12 protein-coding genes are annotated in these 16177 nt (G+C 73.3%); 8 read left to right on the forward strand and 4 right to left on the reverse strand.

The annotated features are described in order from the left end of the window. Positions 1–55 precede the first annotated feature (55 nt). Positions 56–2752, reverse strand: a complete 2697-nt coding sequence (locus AB0F58_RS10125; RefSeq protein ID WP_357140743.1) for a sugar-binding protein — start codon at positions 2750–2752, stop codon at positions 56–58. 416 nt (positions 2753–3168) lie between these two features. Here AB0F58_RS10125 and AB0F58_RS10130 point away from each other — a divergent pair, with 416 nt between their 5' ends. The 8 genes from AB0F58_RS10130 (at position 3169) to AB0F58_RS10165 (ending at position 12844) form a co-directional block, all read left to right on the forward strand. Beyond that, on the forward strand, positions 3169–4332 hold the full coding sequence (locus AB0F58_RS10130; protein ID WP_357140745.1) for an ROK family protein: 1164 nt from the start codon (positions 3169–3171) through the stop codon (positions 4330–4332). Between the two features lie 32 nt (positions 4333–4364). Further along, positions 4365–5417 carry an extracellular solute-binding protein gene (locus AB0F58_RS10135; RefSeq protein ID WP_357140747.1) on the forward strand — a complete coding sequence of 351 codons (1053 nt, stop codon included), beginning with the start codon at positions 4365–4367 and terminating at the stop codon, positions 5415–5417. Positions 5418–5514: 97 nt separating this feature from the next. Next, positions 5515–6588: an ABC transporter ATP-binding protein gene (locus AB0F58_RS10140; RefSeq protein WP_357140750.1), complete on the forward strand. Its 1074-nt coding sequence runs from the start codon at positions 5515–5517 to the stop codon at positions 6586–6588. Next, positions 6585–8378, forward strand: coding sequence for an iron ABC transporter permease (locus AB0F58_RS10145; RefSeq protein WP_357140753.1), 1794 nt, complete (start codon positions 6585–6587; stop codon positions 8376–8378). The genes AB0F58_RS10140 and AB0F58_RS10145 overlap by 4 nt, the downstream gene beginning before the upstream one ends. Then, positions 8366–9412, forward strand: coding sequence for a creatininase family protein (locus tag AB0F58_RS10150; protein WP_357140755.1), 1047 nt, complete (start codon positions 8366–8368; stop codon positions 9410–9412). Before AB0F58_RS10145 ends, AB0F58_RS10150 begins: the two co-directional genes overlap by 13 nt. After that, the gene (locus tag AB0F58_RS10155; protein WP_357140758.1) at positions 9409–10362 is read left to right on the forward strand and encodes an amidohydrolase family protein; all 954 of its coding nucleotides are present in this window, start codon (positions 9409–9411) and stop codon (positions 10360–10362) included. Before AB0F58_RS10150 ends, AB0F58_RS10155 begins: the two co-directional genes overlap by 4 nt. Before the next feature lie 60 nt (positions 10363–10422). After that, the gene (locus AB0F58_RS10160; protein WP_357140760.1) at positions 10423–11880 is read left to right on the forward strand and encodes a lyase family protein; all 1458 of its coding nucleotides are present in this window, start codon (positions 10423–10425) and stop codon (positions 11878–11880) included. Positions 11881–11914: 34 nt separating this feature from the next. Further along, positions 11915–12844: an ROK family protein gene (locus AB0F58_RS10165; RefSeq protein ID WP_357140762.1), complete on the forward strand. Its 930-nt coding sequence runs from the start codon at positions 11915–11917 to the stop codon at positions 12842–12844. Between the two features lie 113 nt (positions 12845–12957). Here the strand turns inward: AB0F58_RS10165 and AB0F58_RS10170 are convergent, their stop codons facing one another. The 3 genes from AB0F58_RS10170 to fabF form a co-directional block, all read right to left on the reverse strand. Continuing rightward, positions 12958–13863, reverse strand: a complete 906-nt coding sequence (locus tag AB0F58_RS10170; protein ID WP_357140764.1) for a MerR family transcriptional regulator — start codon at positions 13861–13863, stop codon at positions 12958–12960. A 194-nt stretch (positions 13864–14057) separates the two neighbouring features. Next, positions 14058–14774: a class I SAM-dependent methyltransferase gene (locus AB0F58_RS10175; RefSeq protein ID WP_357140768.1), complete on the reverse strand. Its 717-nt coding sequence runs from the start codon at positions 14772–14774 to the stop codon at positions 14058–14060. Positions 14775–14950: 176 nt separating this feature from the next. Beyond that, positions 14951–16177 carry a beta-ketoacyl-ACP synthase II gene (gene fabF / locus AB0F58_RS10180; RefSeq protein ID WP_357140771.1) on the reverse strand — a complete coding sequence of 409 codons (1227 nt, stop codon included), beginning with the start codon at positions 16175–16177 and terminating at the stop codon, positions 14951–14953.

Genomic DNA, 16177 nt, shown 5'->3' on the forward strand with positions numbered 1-16177 from the left:
CGTGAGCAGGGGACCCCTCCTACCACCTACCGCGGTGGTGGCGGGACCGGTCGGGTCAGCGCAGGCGGACCTGGTACGCCCGGGCGGCGTCGCCGGACTCGAAGGCGGCCAGCAGCGAGCCGGCCCTCCCGCCCTCGACGGGGACCGTGACGGTCACCGAGCGGCCGGCGGTCAGCCGCACGGTCTTCTCGCCGAGCGCCTGGTCACCGTCCCAGGTGTACAGGTACGCCGTGCCGGTGCGGTCGGCGCGCAGGGTGACCCGCACCCCGTCCCGGGTGACCCGCTGGTCGCTCAGGCGCAGCGCCCGCTCGGGGAGCTTGGCGACGGAGGCCGGCGCGACACCGTCCACCGCGGACTGCGCGATGGTCTGCGGGCTGTGCACGCTCCGGGCGGCGGTGTCCGGGAAGACCGGCGCGCTGGGCTGCCGGGCTGCCGGGGTGTAGCCGGGGAGCGTCACCAGGCCGTAGCGGTACGGGTCGGCCCGGACGCCGGTGAAGGTGGACCAGCCGAGCCGGGACTGCGAGCTGAGGTCCTGGGTGTCCGAGTCGTACACCAGCACGTTGAAGCCCATCCGCTGCGGGTCGACCGCGTCCGGCAGCACCGAGAACGGGATGCTCGCCTCGAGCGTGTAGCCGGTGTAGGGCTCGCTGACCTTGCTGACCACGGTCATCCCCGGTGCGGTCTCCGCACCCGGGCCCTGCCGGTTGTCGGCGTCACGCTGCCAGCACGGCGGGTTGCCGTTGGCCGGGTCGTCGGTGATCGGGAAGATGCCCGCCTTGAACACGGTGGAGGTGTCCGAGGAGTTCCCCTTCGGGTCGACGATGATCTCGACGCTGTCGGTGCGCCGCTGCCGCTTGCAGTCCTGCGGCACGACCTTCTTGCCGAGCACGTCGTCGGTGACCTGCACGATCACCTTCAGCGCGTCCTCGGTGTAGGCGATCCGGCCCTTGGCCGTGGCGTCCTGCGGCGTGACCGACTGGCCCTCCCAGATCCGGGAGAAGTCCAGCTCCTCGCCGGGGTACTCGCCCGGGGCGGCCGCGCCGTCGACCGCGTGGTCGTGGCCGGCGTGCGGGACCTCGCTGGTCGGCACGATCTCCAGCGCGCCGGCCTCCACGTTGGTGCCGGACCGGCTGGTGGTGGTGATGGTGATGCCGTAGTCGCCGTTGACGCCGCCCTCGTTCGCGGTCGGCAGCGACGGGTCGCTGTTGGTCACGGTGAAGGTGACCGAGCCGGTCGCCCCGGCGGCCAGGCTGGCGTAGTTCTTCGTCGCCGCGTCGGCGGTGAAACCGGCCGGCAGGCCGAGGGTGACGCTGCCGGTCTGCGCGGTCGAGCCGTGGTTGCGCAGGTCGACGCGGACCTCGCGGCTCTTGCCGGAGCCGAGGGTGAGCACCGGCTTGATCAGGGTGTCGAGCTGCGGGTAGCCCTCCGCGCCGGCCCAGTCGCGGAAGATGCCGACCTCGGGCAGCGGCTCCAGGGTGCCCCGGACGTCGGCGACGACCCGGACGGCCCGGTCGGTGCGACCGGTGCCCTGGCCGGTGGCGAGGGTGGCGCCGAGCAGCGACTGCTGGTTGGTGGCGGCGTCGGCCGGGACGGTGACGGTGAAGGTGGCGGTCCGCTCCTGGCCCGGCGCGACCGCGCCGCGCAGCGCACCCGAGCCCTTGGCGGTCCAGCCGTCGGGCAGCCGCAGGGAGACAGTGGGCTTGGTCAGGGCCCGCTTGGCGGCCCGCACGTGGGCGGTGACCTGGACGGTCTGCCCGGGGGTGAGGTCGAACCGGTCGGCGGTCAGGTAGAACTCGGTGTCCTCGGGGAGAGCGCCCTTGACGGCGGGCAGCACCGAGCCGCGCAGGATCGCCTCGGGGGAGGCGTCCGCCGGGTCGTACGGCACCCGGCTGTCGACCAGGGTGTAGAAGTCGCAGCGGATCTGCGCCGGGTCGGTCGGGGCGGCGGCGCTGTTCGCCCAGCCCTGGGTGACGTAGTCGCGGCGGGCGTCCACCTCGATCTCGCCCCAGGTCTTACCGGACTTGCTCCGGGTGCCCTCCCAGACACCGAAGACCTGGTCGGTTCCGACGGTGGGCCGGAAGGTGGTGGCGCAGGCCGGGCCGGGCGAGGAGGTGCCGGTGCCCCCGGTACGCAGGAACTTCGCCGCCCGGAAGGGCTTGAGCCCCTCCTTGCGGATCTGCTCGGGGAAGGCCTTCGGGTCGGCTGCGGCGTGGAACGCCTCGGCGGCGAACCGGGCCGCCTGCTGGTGGTTGCCGTGGTTGCCGGGGGTCGGCGACGGGTTCATCGTCATGACGATCTCGGGCCGGGTCGTCCGGATCACCCGGACGATCTGGGCGAGGGTGTCGTCGTGACCCCAGATCTGCTCGGACAGGGGCGCGGAGGCGGTGTACCAGAAGTCGACCCGGTCCAGGTTGTAGAGGTTCTCCACCCCGGCGCGGCCGATCGCGGTGCGCTCCTCGCGCTCCCGGATGATGCCCAGCGGAGGGCCCTCCTCCAGGCCGACGGCGTTGCCGCCGCCCTCGCCCCGGGTGATGGTGACGACGCCGGAACGGACGCCGTGCTTCTCCTTCCACTGGCCGAGGGTGGCGAGGCTGCTGGCCTCGTCGTCGGGGTGGGCACTGACGAAGAGCACGTCCAGGTCGACTGCGTCGGTCGGCTTGGCGCCGGTGGTGCCGGCGGGGGCGGCGACGGCGGGTGCCCCGGACAGAGCCAGGGCGAGCGCGGTGGGTAACAGGAACGCCTTGAATCGCATGCAGATCCTTCCGCTGAACGCGGTGTCCGGGCAGCGACCGTCGGCGTCGGGCGCACGGCGGCGTCGACGCTCCGGTCGCGTTCGGACGGCTGATGGGGGACGGCCGGCGCGAGGCGCGGCAGGGCACCGGGCACCGGGGTACGCAGCGGTACGGGCATCCGTACACACTGGAAGGCCTTCGCCGGTGACGCTAGGGACCGGTGCACCGGCGCGTCAATCCTTTGCACGGCCTTTCTTTGTTTATGGAAGAAATAAAGTCGCCGGGTAGAGGCCATGATCACCCGGCGCATTCGGTGCGGTCGCGCTCGGTCAGCGACCCGGCGGTGGCGTGTTTTGCCAGCTAGCCACGGTTCTTCTCGGGATCCGAGATGCATTCGTGACTTGACTCGTTAATTCGTTCGCCGTAGGAAGGAAGTGTGACTGACGTGGTGACGCCACCGACGAGCCCGGTGAGCCGGGAGCGGGCCAAGGAGATCAAGCGGCTTTCCGTGATCTCCACCGCCCGCCAGGTGCGGGTGCTCTCCCGCGCCGAGCTGACCGAGCTCACCGGGCTGAGCCCGGCCACGCTCACCCCGCTGGTCCGGGAACTGATCGCCGAGGGGTACCTCATCGAACGCGGCCCCGGGACGTCCCGGACCGGCCGCCCCCGCGCGATGCTGGAGTTCAACCCCCGGGCCGAGCTGGTGGCCGCGGTCTCCCTCGAACCATCCCGGCTGAGCTGCGAAATCGCCGACAGCGACGGTACCGTCGTCGCCCACCGCACGGTCCGGCTCGCCGGCGACATCGTCGACACCGTCTGCCGGTCGGTGCCCGAACTGGCCGGCGACGGGCTGCCCGCGCTGCGCGGGGTGGCCATCGCCGCGCCGGGGGTCTCCTCCGGCGGGGCGGTCCGGCTCGCCCCCTCGGTGGGGCTGGTCGAGGGGCTCCCGATAGGGGAGTCGGTGCAGCAGCGGCTCGGCGTGCCGGTGGTGGTGGACAACGACGTCAACCTGATGGCGGCCGGCGAGCACGCCTGCGGGGCCGGCAGCGACGTGGCCGACCTGCTGCTGCTGCACGTCGCCGACGGCATCGGCGCCGGCCTGGTGCTCGACGGGCAGGTCCGCCGGGGTTCCGGCGGCGCGGCCGGCGAGGTCGGTTTCCTGCCGCTGGACCCGACCGGCCGGGGCCACGACGGCATCGGCCCGTTCGAGGCCCGCTGGTCGGAGAACGCCATCGCCGAGCGGATGGTCGCCCTGGCCCCCGGCCGTCGCCCGGACGCCCCGGTCGCCGCCCTGGTCGAGCTGGCCGGGACCGACGAGCGGGCCGCCGCCTACCTGGACGAGGTGCTCACCGCCTGGTCCCGGCTGATCGTCTCCTGCGTCTGCGTCGTCGACCCGGGCCGGGTGCTGCTCAGCGGGGCCGCCACCCAGCTCGACGACGCGGCCGTCGAACGGCTCCAGGATCTGGTCACCACCGCCGTACCCAGCCCGACCGAGGTGCGCCGGGCGGTCCTCGGTGACCGGGCCGTGCTGCACGGCGCGGTCAGCTACGCGCTCTCCGCAGCCGCCGCCGGCCTGCCCCACCTGCTTCCCACTCCCTGACCACACAGTTCCCCATCACCCGGAGGTACCCCATGAGACGTCGCCTTCTCCTCGCCGGGGCGCTCGCCACCGTGCTCGCCGCCGGCACCGCGTGCGGTGGCGGCGGTGGCGGTGACGACGCGGCCGGCGGCGCGAGCGCCGAGAAGCTGACCATCTACACGGCCCGCGACAAGAAGGTCTCCGACTACGTGGTGGAGCAGTTCACCGCCAAGTACCCGGAGTACAAGGGCAAGGTCGAGATCCTCAACCTGGGCGCGCAGGAGATCCTGGAGCGGGTCCGGGCCGAGAAGGCCAACCCGCAGGCGGACGTCTGGTGGGGCGGCACCCAGCAGGGTCTCTCCGCAGGTGCGACCGAGGACCTGCTCGCCCCCATGCAGCCGAGCTTCGCCGGCAAGATGGACGCCAAGTACAAGGACGCCGAGGGCCGCTGGTTCGGGGAGATCCTGCTGCCCGAGGTCATCATGTACAACAATAAGGCGCTCACCCCGGAACAGGCCCCGAAGGACTGGGACGACCTGCTCAAGCCGGAGTGGAAAGACAAGATCATCATCCGGGACGTGGCCGCGTCCGGCACCATGCGGTCGATCTACTCCGCGATGATCGTGCGGCAGTCGCCCGACGGCAGCAACCCGCAGCCCGGGTACGACTGGCTCAAGAAGCTCGACGCCAACACCGGCGCGTACGCCGCCAACCCGGCCGACCTGTACCTGAAGCTCTCCCGCCAGCAGGGCACGCTCAGCGCCTGGAACCTCCAGGACGTCCTGCTCCAGGCCAACCAGTCGAACATGCCCTTCGGGTACGTGATGCCGGCCTCCGGTGCCCCGGTGCTGGTCGACGGCCTCGCCGCGGTCAAGGGCGGCAACACCGAGGGCGCGCAGAAGTTCCTCGAGTTCCTCTTCGACGACAAGCTCCGTGCCGAGCTGGCCAAGGAGTACTTCCAGATCCCGGCGGTGGAGATCGCCGAGCAGCCGGAGTGGCTGGCCAACCTCGACCTCAAGCCGCTCGACGTCGACTGGGACGTGATCGGCAAGAACGAGACCGAGTGGATCAACCACTGGAACAGCCAGATCAAGAACAAGGGCTGACCGCGCGGACGCCGGACCGGGACCGACCCGGTCCGGCGTACCCGCCCGTCAGTGGTTCGTCCGACCAGGTGGCGTACCGCACGAAGGAGAGGGCCTCATGATCGATGTCACGCTGGAGTCGGTGAGCAAGCGCTTCGCGCGCGGTGGCGACACCGCAGCCGTGGACGACGTCGACATCACCATCGCCGCCGGGGAGTTCTTCACCCTGCTCGGCCCGAGCGGCTGCGGCAAGACCACCACCCTGCGCATGGTGGCCGGGTTCTACTTTCCCACCTCCGGGCGGATCCGCTTCGGCACCGAGGACGTCACCCGCCGGCCGCCGAACAAGCGCGACACCGGCATGGTCTTCCAGAACTACGCGCTCTTCCCGCACATGAGCGTCGCGCAGAACGTCGCGTACGGGCTGAAGATCCGCAAGGTGAACCGGGCCGAGGCGCGGCGGCGGGTCGAGGAGGCGCTCGGCGAGGTGCACCTCTCCGGCTACGGCGAGCGGCGCATCGACGAACTCTCCGGCGGACAGCAGCAGCGGGTCGCGCTGGCCCGCGCCCTGGTGATCCGGCCGCGCACCCTGCTGCTCGACGAGCCGCTGTCGAACCTCGACGCCAAGCTGCGCGAGGAGACCCGTACCGAGATCCGCCGGATCCAGCAGGAGGCCGGCACCACCGCGATCTACGTGACCCACGACCAGGCCGAGGCGATGGCCATGTCGGACCGGATCGCGGTCATGCAGTCCGGCCGGGTGCAGCAGATCGGCGCACCGCAGGAGATCTACCACCAGCCGGCCAACGCCTTCGTGGCCCGCTTCATCGGCCGCAGCAACGTGCTCGACCTGCCGGTGGTCGCCGCCACCGAGCGCGGTGTCACCGTCCGGCTGCCCGGCGGCCGCGAGGTCGCCGTCGGCGCGTCCGCCGGGCACGGCCGCAGGGCCGGGGAGAACGCCCTGGTCTCGGTCCGGCCCGAGCACATCGCCCTGACCTCCACCACCGACCCGGGCGCGCTGCCCGGCCGGATCACCGAGGTGGAGTTCACCGGCATGGCCACCAACCTGGTGGTCGACGTGGCCGGCGAGCCGATCCAGGTGGCCGCGGTGGACGTGCCGGCCGGCGTCACCGTCGGCGACCAGGTCGGCCTGCGCCCCAACCGGGAGCGGATGTGGGTGGTCCGCCCGTGAGCACCATCCCCGCCACCCCGAGCCCGGCCACCGTCCCGCCGGTCACCGGGGACCCGACGCCGCCGCGCGCCCCGCGCCGCCGACTCGCCGACCGCTTCGGCGGCGGGACCGGCTCCCGCTGGTTCCCGTACGTGCTGGTCTTCCCGCTCGCCCTGATCCTCTTCGGGTACGTCGTCCAGCCGATGTTCGCCACCTTCGCCGAAAGCGTCGGGGTGGACGGGGTGGAGAACTACACCGCCTTCCTCAGCGGCGACGGCGTGGCCCGCTCCGCCCTGGTCACCTCGCTGATCATCTCCGCGGCCAGCGTGCTGCTCTGCGGCATCGTCGGGGTGGCGATGGCCTTCCTGCTCAAGCGCTTCCAGTTCCCCGGCCGTGGGCTGATCGAGGCGATCATCCTGGTGCCGGCGGCCCTGCCGCCGCTGATCGGGGCGATCTCCTTCCAGCTGCTCTACAGCGAGACCGGCATCTTGCCGCGCGGCCTCCAGCAGCTGCTCGGCACCGAGAACCCGGTGCTGCCGTTCAGCGGCATCGCCGGTGTGCTGGTGGTGCACACCTTCACCATGTACCCGTACTTCTACCTGGCCACCTCGGCCGCGCTGACCGGGATGGACCCGTCGGTGGAGGAGGCGGCGTACAACCTGGGGGCCGGCCGGGTCCGGGTCTGGCGCACGGTGCTGCTGCCGATGCTGACCCCGGCGCTGGTCTCCGCCTCGCTGCTGGTCTTCATGACCTCGCTGGCGTCGTACACGGCTCCGCTGCTGTTCGGGGTGGACCGGACGATGACCATGCAGATCTACATCAACCGCACCAACGGCGACCTGCCGATGGCCTCCACGTACGCCTCCGTGCTCGGCGTGGTCTCGGTGCTGTTCCTGCTGGGCATGCGCTGGTACGAGGGGCGGCGCAGCTACCGCTCCCAATCCAAGGGCGTGGCCAGCCACCGGCGGGAGATCACCAACCCGTTCGGGCGCTGGGCGGCGCTGGCCGCGTCGCTGCTGGCCACCGCCGTGCTGCTCGCCCCGGTGGCGACCATCGCCCTGGTGGCGTTCTCCGAGGACGGCACCTGGACCACCGAGGTGATCCCGGCCGCCTACACCTGGCAGAACTTCGTCACGATCTTCTCCAACCCGGACGCGTTCCAGCCGATCCTGAACTCGCTCCAGATGAGCCTGCTCGCCACCATCGGCTGCATCGTGGTCGGCGTGCTCATCGCCTACGCGGTGCGCCGGCTGGACTTCCGGGGCCGGGGCCTGCTGGACGTGGCGGTCATGCTGGCCTGGGCGCTGCCCGGCACGGTGGTCGCGATCAACCTGATCTCGGCGTTCAGCACCGGCAACGCGTTCAGCTTCGGGCAGGTGCTGATCGGCACCTTCTGGATCATGCCGCTGGCGTACTTCGTCCGGTTCCTGCCGCTGGTGTTCCGCTCCAGCTCGGCGACCCTGGCCCAGATCGACCCGTCGTTGGAGGAGGCCGCCCGTAACCTGGGCGCGTCCTGGTGGCGGGCGTTCGGGTCGGTGACCCTGCGGCTGATGCTCCCCGGTGTGCTGGCCGGCGCGCTGCTCGCCTTCGTGCACGGCGTCGGCGAGTTCGTCGCCTCGGTGCTCATCTACACCTCGGACACCGCGCCGATCTCCGTGGAGATCAACAACCGGATGTACTCGTTCGAGGTCGGCACCGCCGCCGCGTACGGCATGCTCCAGGTCGTGCTGATCTTCGTGGTGATGGTGCTCTCCGGTCGCCTGGAGGGCGGCCGGCGGTCGAGTCGGGAGGCGGCGAAGTGGACGGCCTGACGGCCTGGCCGGCCGGGGGCGGGTTGATCCCCGCCACCCGGATCCCCGGCGGGGAACTGGCGGCGGTCGCCGCGGCGGCCGACTTCGCGGTGCTGCCGGTCGGCGCGGTCGAGTGGCACGGCCCGCACCTGCCGCTCGGCACCGACCTGATCCTCGCCGAGGGCTTCGCGCGCGAGAGCGCGGTGGACGGGCCGGCGCGCGAGGGCGCGGTGGACGGGCCGGCGCGCGAGGGCGCGGTGGACGGGCCGGCGCGCGAGGGCGCGTTCGGTGTGGCGGCCGGCGGGAACACGGTGGACGGGCCGGGCGGCAGGAACACGGTCGACGGGCCGGTCGGCGGTCCCGGTCCGCGCGGGGTGATCTTCCCCGCCGTGCCGTACGCGGCCTGCCCCGGGCAGACCCGGCCCTGGCCGGGCACCGTGGCGATCCGCCCGGAGATCGCCGTCGGGTACCTCGCCGACGTGATCGAGGGAATCGTGGCGGCCGGTTTCCCCCGGCTGCTGGTCGTCAACGGGCACGACGCGAACATGTCGACCGTCCGGGCCGCGATGGAGTGGGTCTCCGGGCGACGTACCGCCAGCCTGCTGCTGGTCAACTGGTTCCAACTGGTCACCCCGGAGGAGACCGCCGCGCTGTACGGGCCGCTGCCGGCGCGCGGGCACGGCGGGGCGTACGAGACCTCGGGCGTGCTCGGCTTCGACCCGGACGCGGTCCGCCTCGGCGCGGTCGACGACCTCCCGCCGAAGCCGAAACTGCCGGTGCCGCACCCGTACGTGCTGGTCGAGTCCCGACCCGACCCGTGGCAGGGCTGGTCCGGGCACATCTCGCTGGCCGACGAGACGATCGGGCGGCGGGTCCGGGAACTGGCCGGCGGGCGGCTGCGCGAACTGGTCGCCGCCTGGGTGGCCGCCGAACCCCCGGCCGCCCCCACCGCCGCCCCGCTGCCCGCGCCCGCTCCGGTCGAGCCGCCACCCGCGGTCGATCCGGTGGCGGGGCCGGCGTCGGCGGGTGCGCCGTTGTCCGGGGAGGACCGGTGACCGTGGACCGGGGACTCGACGTCGTCGACTTCCACCTGCACTTCCGGATCGGCGCGGACGAGACGATCCGCTCCTGCGAACACGCCGCCGGGATGCACCCGGGCGGCGAGCACGAACGGGCCGTCCGGGCGGCCGGTTCCGCCCCGTACGCGACGCAGTGGCGGCAGGCGTGGGGCTTCCCCGACCCGGAGCCGCCGGCCGAGCGCTGGCAGGACGAGGCGGACCGGTGGGCGGAGGAGTTGCGGGCGGTGCACGTCCGGCGGGCGGTCTTCGTCACCGGCGGCGGCAACGACACCCTCGCCGACGTGGTCGACCGGCACCCCGACCTGCTGCTCGGCTTCGCCCACCACGACCCGTACGGCCCGGGGGCCGCCGCCGAGCTGGAACGTGCGGTGGTCGAACGCGGCCTGCGCGGGCTGAAGCTCTTCGCCCCGTTGCTGCGCGGCCCCCTCGACCACACCGACCTCGACCCGCTCTGGGACACCGCCCAGCGGCTCGGCGTGCCGGTGCTCATCCACATCGGCCACTACGGCAGCGCCGGTGGCCTGAGCTTCGGCCGGTACGGCGGCCCGGACGAACTGGCCCGGATGGCCCGGCGCTTCCCCGAGTTGGCCGTCGTGGTGCCGCACTTCGGCGTCCAGCACGTGCAGGACCTGTTCTTCGCCGCGTGGGGCTGCCCGAACATCCACGTCGACACCTCCGGCTCGAACCAGTGGGTGCGCTGGATGCCCTACAAGCTGACCCTGGAGGACCTCTTCCGTCGCTGTTACGAGACCATCGGCCCGCACCGGATCGTGTTCGGCAGCGACTCGTCGTGGTTCCCGCGCGGTTACGTCACCCGCTACCTCGACGACCAGCTCCGGATCTGCCGGGAGCTGGGCCTGCCCGACGACCACCTGCGCGCCATCTTCGCCGGAAACGCCGAGCGGCTGCTCGGCCTCGACGACTGACCGGCTGACGTCGGGCGCGGCGAGCGACGCGCCCGGCCTGGAAGGAAGTGGACACCCGTCATGAGCACACCCCCGCTGACCACCTACCAGCGGCACCACCTGCGGCCCACGTACGACCACCACGTCGGGTACCTGTTCCCGGCGATGGTACGGGCCAGCCAGGCGCACGTGGTGATGCTGACCGAGCAGGGACTCGTCCCGGCCGACCGGGGTGCCCGGCTGCTGCGCGGTCTCGCCGAACTGCGCGCCGACCCCGCGCCCGCGCCGGAGTTCGACGGCACCTTCGAGGACACCTACTACCTGCTGGAGAAGCGGCTCGCACAGGCGTGCGGCATTCCCGCGTCCGAACTGGACGTGCAGATGGCCCGCAGCCGCAACGACCTGGACGCCGGGGTGTTCCGGATGCTCCTGCGCGACCAGCTGGTCGGTGTGCTCGACCGGGTGCTCGCCACCGGGACGACCGTCCTCGACGCCGCGCACCGGTACGCCGACGTGGTGATCACCGGCTACACCCACCGCCGGCCCGCCCAGCCCACCACCATCGGGCACGCCCTCGCCGGCTACGCCGAGGCGCTCGCCGGTGAGGCCGTCGGGTACGCCGACCTGATCGACGCGCTCAACGTCTCGCCGCTGGGCTCCTGCGCGTTCGCCGGCACCGACCTGGACATCGCCCCCGCCCGGGTGGCCGAGCTGCTCGGCTTCGGCGGCCTGGTCACCAACTCGTACGAGGCGGTGGCCGGGGCCGACCACCTGATCCGGGTGGGCACGCTCAACGCGCAGGCCCTCGCCACCGGTGCCCGGCTGGCCCGCACCCTGATGGACTGGCTGAGCTGGCGCTGGGTGACCACCCCCGGCGACTTCACCCAGGGCAGCAGCATCATGCCGCAGAAGCGCAACCCGGTGGTGCTGGAACACCTGGTCTCGATGGCCGGGGCGACCGCCGCCGACGCCGCCAGCGTGCTCAACAACGTCGGCGCGGCCTGGTGGGAGGACTCCAACAACGCCACCACCGACGTGCAGGTCCGGCTCTGGGAGAGCAACGACCGGGCCGACCGGTTCTTCGCCCTGCTCGGTGGCTTCCTCGCCGAGATCGAACCGCTGGAGCCACCGTCGGCGGAGGAGATCGTCGCCTCCGGGGCGACCACCACCGCCGCCGCGGACGCGCTCACCCGGCACGGGGTGCCGTTCCGGGCCGCGCACTCGGTCGTCGGCCGGCTGGTCCGGGGCGGCGCCCCGGGCACCTGGACCGTCGAGGGGGTCCGCGCGGCGGCCGGGGGCATCGCCGACGGGCTCTCCGACGCCGCGGTCGAGGACCTGATCGCCGCCGCCGTCCGTCCCGAGCAGGTCCTCGACCGGGCCCAGGTGGACGGTCCCGGCAGCGAGGCGGTACGGGCCCAGGTGGCGACCCTGCGCGTCGCCTTCGAGGCCGTCGCCGGCCGGCTCGGCGCGGTCCGTGACCGGCTGGCCCTGGCCGACGCCGCGCTGGACGCCGTCGCCGCCGAGCGAGCGGTACGGTGAGCGCGCCCGCCCTGTCGACCGGAGGTTGTGACCGGTGAGTGTTGGATTGTCCGGTCGAGCTGCCCAGCCCGCGCCGGTGGCCGGTGACCGGCCGGTACTGCTCGGCATCGATTTCGGCGGTACCAAGATGGCTGTCGGGGTGGCCGACGGGCAGGGCCGGATCCTGGTCCGCGAACGGGTCCCCACGCACGCCGACCGGGGTGCCCCGCAGGCTCTGGACCGGGCGTTGGCGCTGGCCGCGAAGCTGGTGGGCCAGGTGGGCGGCCCGGTCGTGGCGGCCGGCGTGGCCTCGCCCGGCGTGATCCGGCCCGACGGCATCGACCTGGCCCCGAACGTGCCCGGTTGGGACCGGCTGCGGCTGGCCGACGCGGTCCGCGACCGGTTCGGTGTGCCGGCGGTGGCGGTGGACAACGACCTGAACGCCGCAGCCCTGGCCGAACTGCGCCTCGGCGCGCTGCGTGACGCCGACCCCGGGCTGGTGGTCGGCATCGGCACCGGCGTCGCGGCGGCGATCACCGTCGGCGGCACGGTGGTCGCCGGCCACCGGGGCGCGGCCGGCGAGATCGGGTACGCCGTGTCCGGCGGCCCCTGGCCCGGCAGCATGCTCGAACTCGACTTCTCCGGCCGGGCGCTGGACCGGCTCGCCGACGAGCAGGGGGTGCGGGGTGGCGCGGCCGGGCTGGCCGCCGCCGCCGCGCGTCCCGGCCCGGCCCGGGACGCGCTCACCGCCCGGGTCGACGAGTTCGCCCGGCACCTCGCCACCTGCTGCCTGCTGCTCGACCCGCAGCGGGTGGTGCTGGTCGGCGGGGTGGCCGGCAGCGACCTGATCCGGGGCCTGCTGACCGAGCGGCTCGGTGCGGTGCTGCCGTACCGGCCGGAGGTGGTGCTCTCCCGGTTCGCCGACGACGCCGCCCTGCACGGCGCGGTGATCCTCGCCCGCGAGGCGGTGCCCGCGTCCCGCTGACCGCCTCCGGACACCGGCGGGTGGGCAGTGATCGACTCCGTTTCGCCGGAACGGCGGCCTCCAGCGTGCTGGATGGTCCCGCTTCGCCGGAACGGAGTCGATCACGAGCGCGCTCAGCGGGTGGCGCGCAGTGCCTCGATCAGCCACTCGAACGCCGGCACCATCGGCGGGAACGGTGGCCGCCGGTGGAGCACCCCGACCAGCTCCCAGTACCGCTCCACCCGGCGGTCGGTGAAGGTGGACATCCGGTCGGCCAGCGCGACCCGCTCCCCGGCGGAGAGCGCCGGGCCGACGATGCGGTCGAGGATCTCCCGGGCGGCGGGGGAGTCCGGGGCGATGCCGGCGGTGAGGGCGTCCCGGGCCGGGGTGACGTCGGGCATCGGCTCCGTCGGGGCAGCCTCACCGGCCGCCCCGGCCACCGCCATCTCCCGGGCGCGGCGACGGAACGCCGGGTCGCTGACCAGTTCGGCCAGCTCCACCCAGGCGTCCACCTCCTCGTCGGTGGGATCGTCCGGCAGGTCGGCCGGGATCGCGCCCCGCATCGCCGCCGCGATGCCGCCGGCGCGGGAGTCCGTGTCGATGCCGGCGAACACCTCCGCCACGAAGTCGTCGATGATCTGCTGCCGCTCCCGGGCGGAGAGGCGGGCCAGGTCGTGCATGAGTCTCAACTCCTCGGTCGTACTGCCGCGACGGACGACCGACCGCAGTACCGCCCGGCGCAGCCGTAGCGTCCGGATCTCGACGTCCAGCGCCCGGACGTGCGCCCGTGCCACCTCCGCCACCCCGGCCTGCCGGTCGAGGATGCGCGCCACGTCGTCGAGGCCGAGGCCGAGGTCCCGCAGCGTCCGCAGCAGGTCCAGCCGGGCCACCGCCGGCGCGTCGTAGAGGCGGTACCCGCCGCCGGACCGGGTGGTCGGCGGCAGCAGCCCCAGGTCCGACCAGAACCGGATGGTGCGTACGGTCAGGCCGGTGCGATGCGCGAGCTGCCCGATGGTGAACAGCTCGGTACGGTCGTCCACGACCACAGCGTGCACCCTCCAGCCGCTGGAGACTCAAGCCCTCCAGCGCTCAGCCCTCCAGTGCCGCAGCCCTTGAATGCCGCAGCCCTTCAGTGCCGCAGCCCTTCAGCGCTTCTCACCGCTAAGCGCTTCTCACCGCTAAGCGCTTCTCACCGCTAAGCGCTTCTCACCGCTCAGCGGTTCGCCCGCGGCGTTCACTCGTCGGCGGGGCGGTGGGCGCGCAGCATCAGCGACACCCCGGGCAGCCCCTTCACCGGCAGGTACCGTTCGGCGGCGACGACCGCCCGGAGCCCGAGGTTGACCACGCCGGGCAGGTCGTCCAGGTCGCTGCCGGTGGAGGTGCGCCGCCGCCAGGCGGCGACCGGCCGGAGCAGCACGTTCCAGCTCCACAGCTCGTCGACGACGAGGCCGGCCTGTTCCACCGTCGCCCGCAGCGACCCCCGGTCGTAGCGGCGGACGTGCCCCACCGCCACGTCGTGCGCCGACCAAAGCCGCATGTCGCACGGTACGGCGATCAGCGCGGTGCCGCCGGGTCGCAGCGTCCGGCGGATCTCGGCGGCGGCGAGGTGGTCGGCGTCGACGTGTTCGAGGATGTCGAAGGCGACCACCAGGTCCAGCCCGGCCGAGGTGACCGGCAGGTGTCGGGCGTCGGCCCGGATCACGTCCAGCCCACGTTCCCGGGCCACCTCCGCGCCCTCCACGCTGAACTCCAGCGCCACCGGTCGCCAGCCGTACGCCCGCAGCACGCGGGTGTTGCCGCCGCCGGCCGCGCCGACGTCCAACGCCCGCCCGGGGCGCTGACCCGAGGCCGCGAGCCGGCGCAGCGCCCGCCCCAGCAGCGCGCGACGCTCGCGGTACCACCAGTGGGTGTCCTCGAGCGCGGCGAGCTTGCGGATCTCGGTCGCTTCCACACGCACTCCTCGCAGGTCGGGCGACCCTCACCCTAACCGTGGCCGCTCCCGCCCCACCCCCGCCCGGCGAGTTGGTGGCAGGGCCCCTGCTGCCCTACCAGTGAGGGCGGGCGGGGCGGGAAAGCGCGAAGGCACCGCTGTCGCGGACGACAGAGGTGCCTTCGGTGCGGTTGCTGTCAGGCCCGGGTGAAGACGAGGGCCACGTTGTGCCCGCCGAAGCCGAACGAGTTGTTCAGCGCGGCCGGGACGTCCATGTGGCGCGCCTTGTTGGCGACCACCTCGAGGTCGAGACCGTCGTCCGGGTCGTCCAGGTTGATGGTCGGCGGCACCACGCCGTCGCGGATCGCGAGGACGGTGGCGATCGACTCCAGCGCGCCGGCCGCCCCGAGCAGGTGCCCCGTCATCGACTTGGTCGCGGTCAGTACGGGGTGGTCACCGAGCGCCTTGTGCAACGCCACCACCTCGGCCATGTCCCCGACCGGCGTGGACGTGGCGTGCGCGTTGACGTGCACGATGTCCTGCCGGGCCACGTCCGCGTCGGCGATCGCCTTCGCGATGGCCCGGATCGCCCCCGCACCCTCGGGATGCGGCTGCACGATGTCGTACCCGTCGGAGGTGATGCCGGCCCCGGCGAGCCGGGCGTAGACCCGGGCCCCGCGCGCGGCGGCGTGGTCGGCGCGTTCCAGCACGACCACCCCGGCACCCTCGCCGAGGACGAAGCCGTCCCGGCCCTTGTCCCACGGGCGGGAGGCCCGCTCCGGATCGTCGTTGCGGGTCGACATGGCCCGCATCGAGGCGAAGCCGGCCATCGGCAGCGGGTGGATGACCGCCTCGGTGCCGCCGGCCACCACCACGTCCGCCCGGCCGGAGCGGATGATGTCCAGGCCGAGTGCGATCGCCTCCGCGCCGGTGGCGCAGGCGCTGGCGACCGCGTGCACACCGGCCTGGGCACCCAGTTCCAGCCCCACCCAGGCGGCGGGGCCGTTGGGCATCAGCATCGGCACGGTGTGCGGGGAGACCCGCCGGGGGCCGGACTTCTCGAGGATGTCGTCCTGGTTGAGCAGCGTCACCGCACCACCGATGCCGGAGCCGATGCTCACCCCCAGCCGCTCCGGGTCGAGCCCGGAGTCGGCCAGGCCGGAGTCCGCCCAGGCCTGGTGCGCGGCGATCAGGGCGATCGCCTCGGACCGGTCGAGCCGGCGCAGCTTCACCCGGTCGATCAGCCCGGCCGGGTCGACCGCGAGTTGCGCGGCGATCCGGACCGGCATCTGGCCGGCCCACTCCTGGGTGAGCGCACTCACCCCGGAGCGGCCGGCGAGCATGGCGTCCCAGGTCGACGTGACGTCCCCGCCCAACGGGGTCGTCGCGCCGAGCCCGGTGACGACGACGTCGGTACGACTCAT

Origin of the sequence: Micromonospora sp. NPDC023956 (assembly GCF_040639195.1) — a bacterium.
GTDB lineage: Bacteria > Actinomycetota > Actinomycetes > Mycobacteriales > Micromonosporaceae > Micromonospora.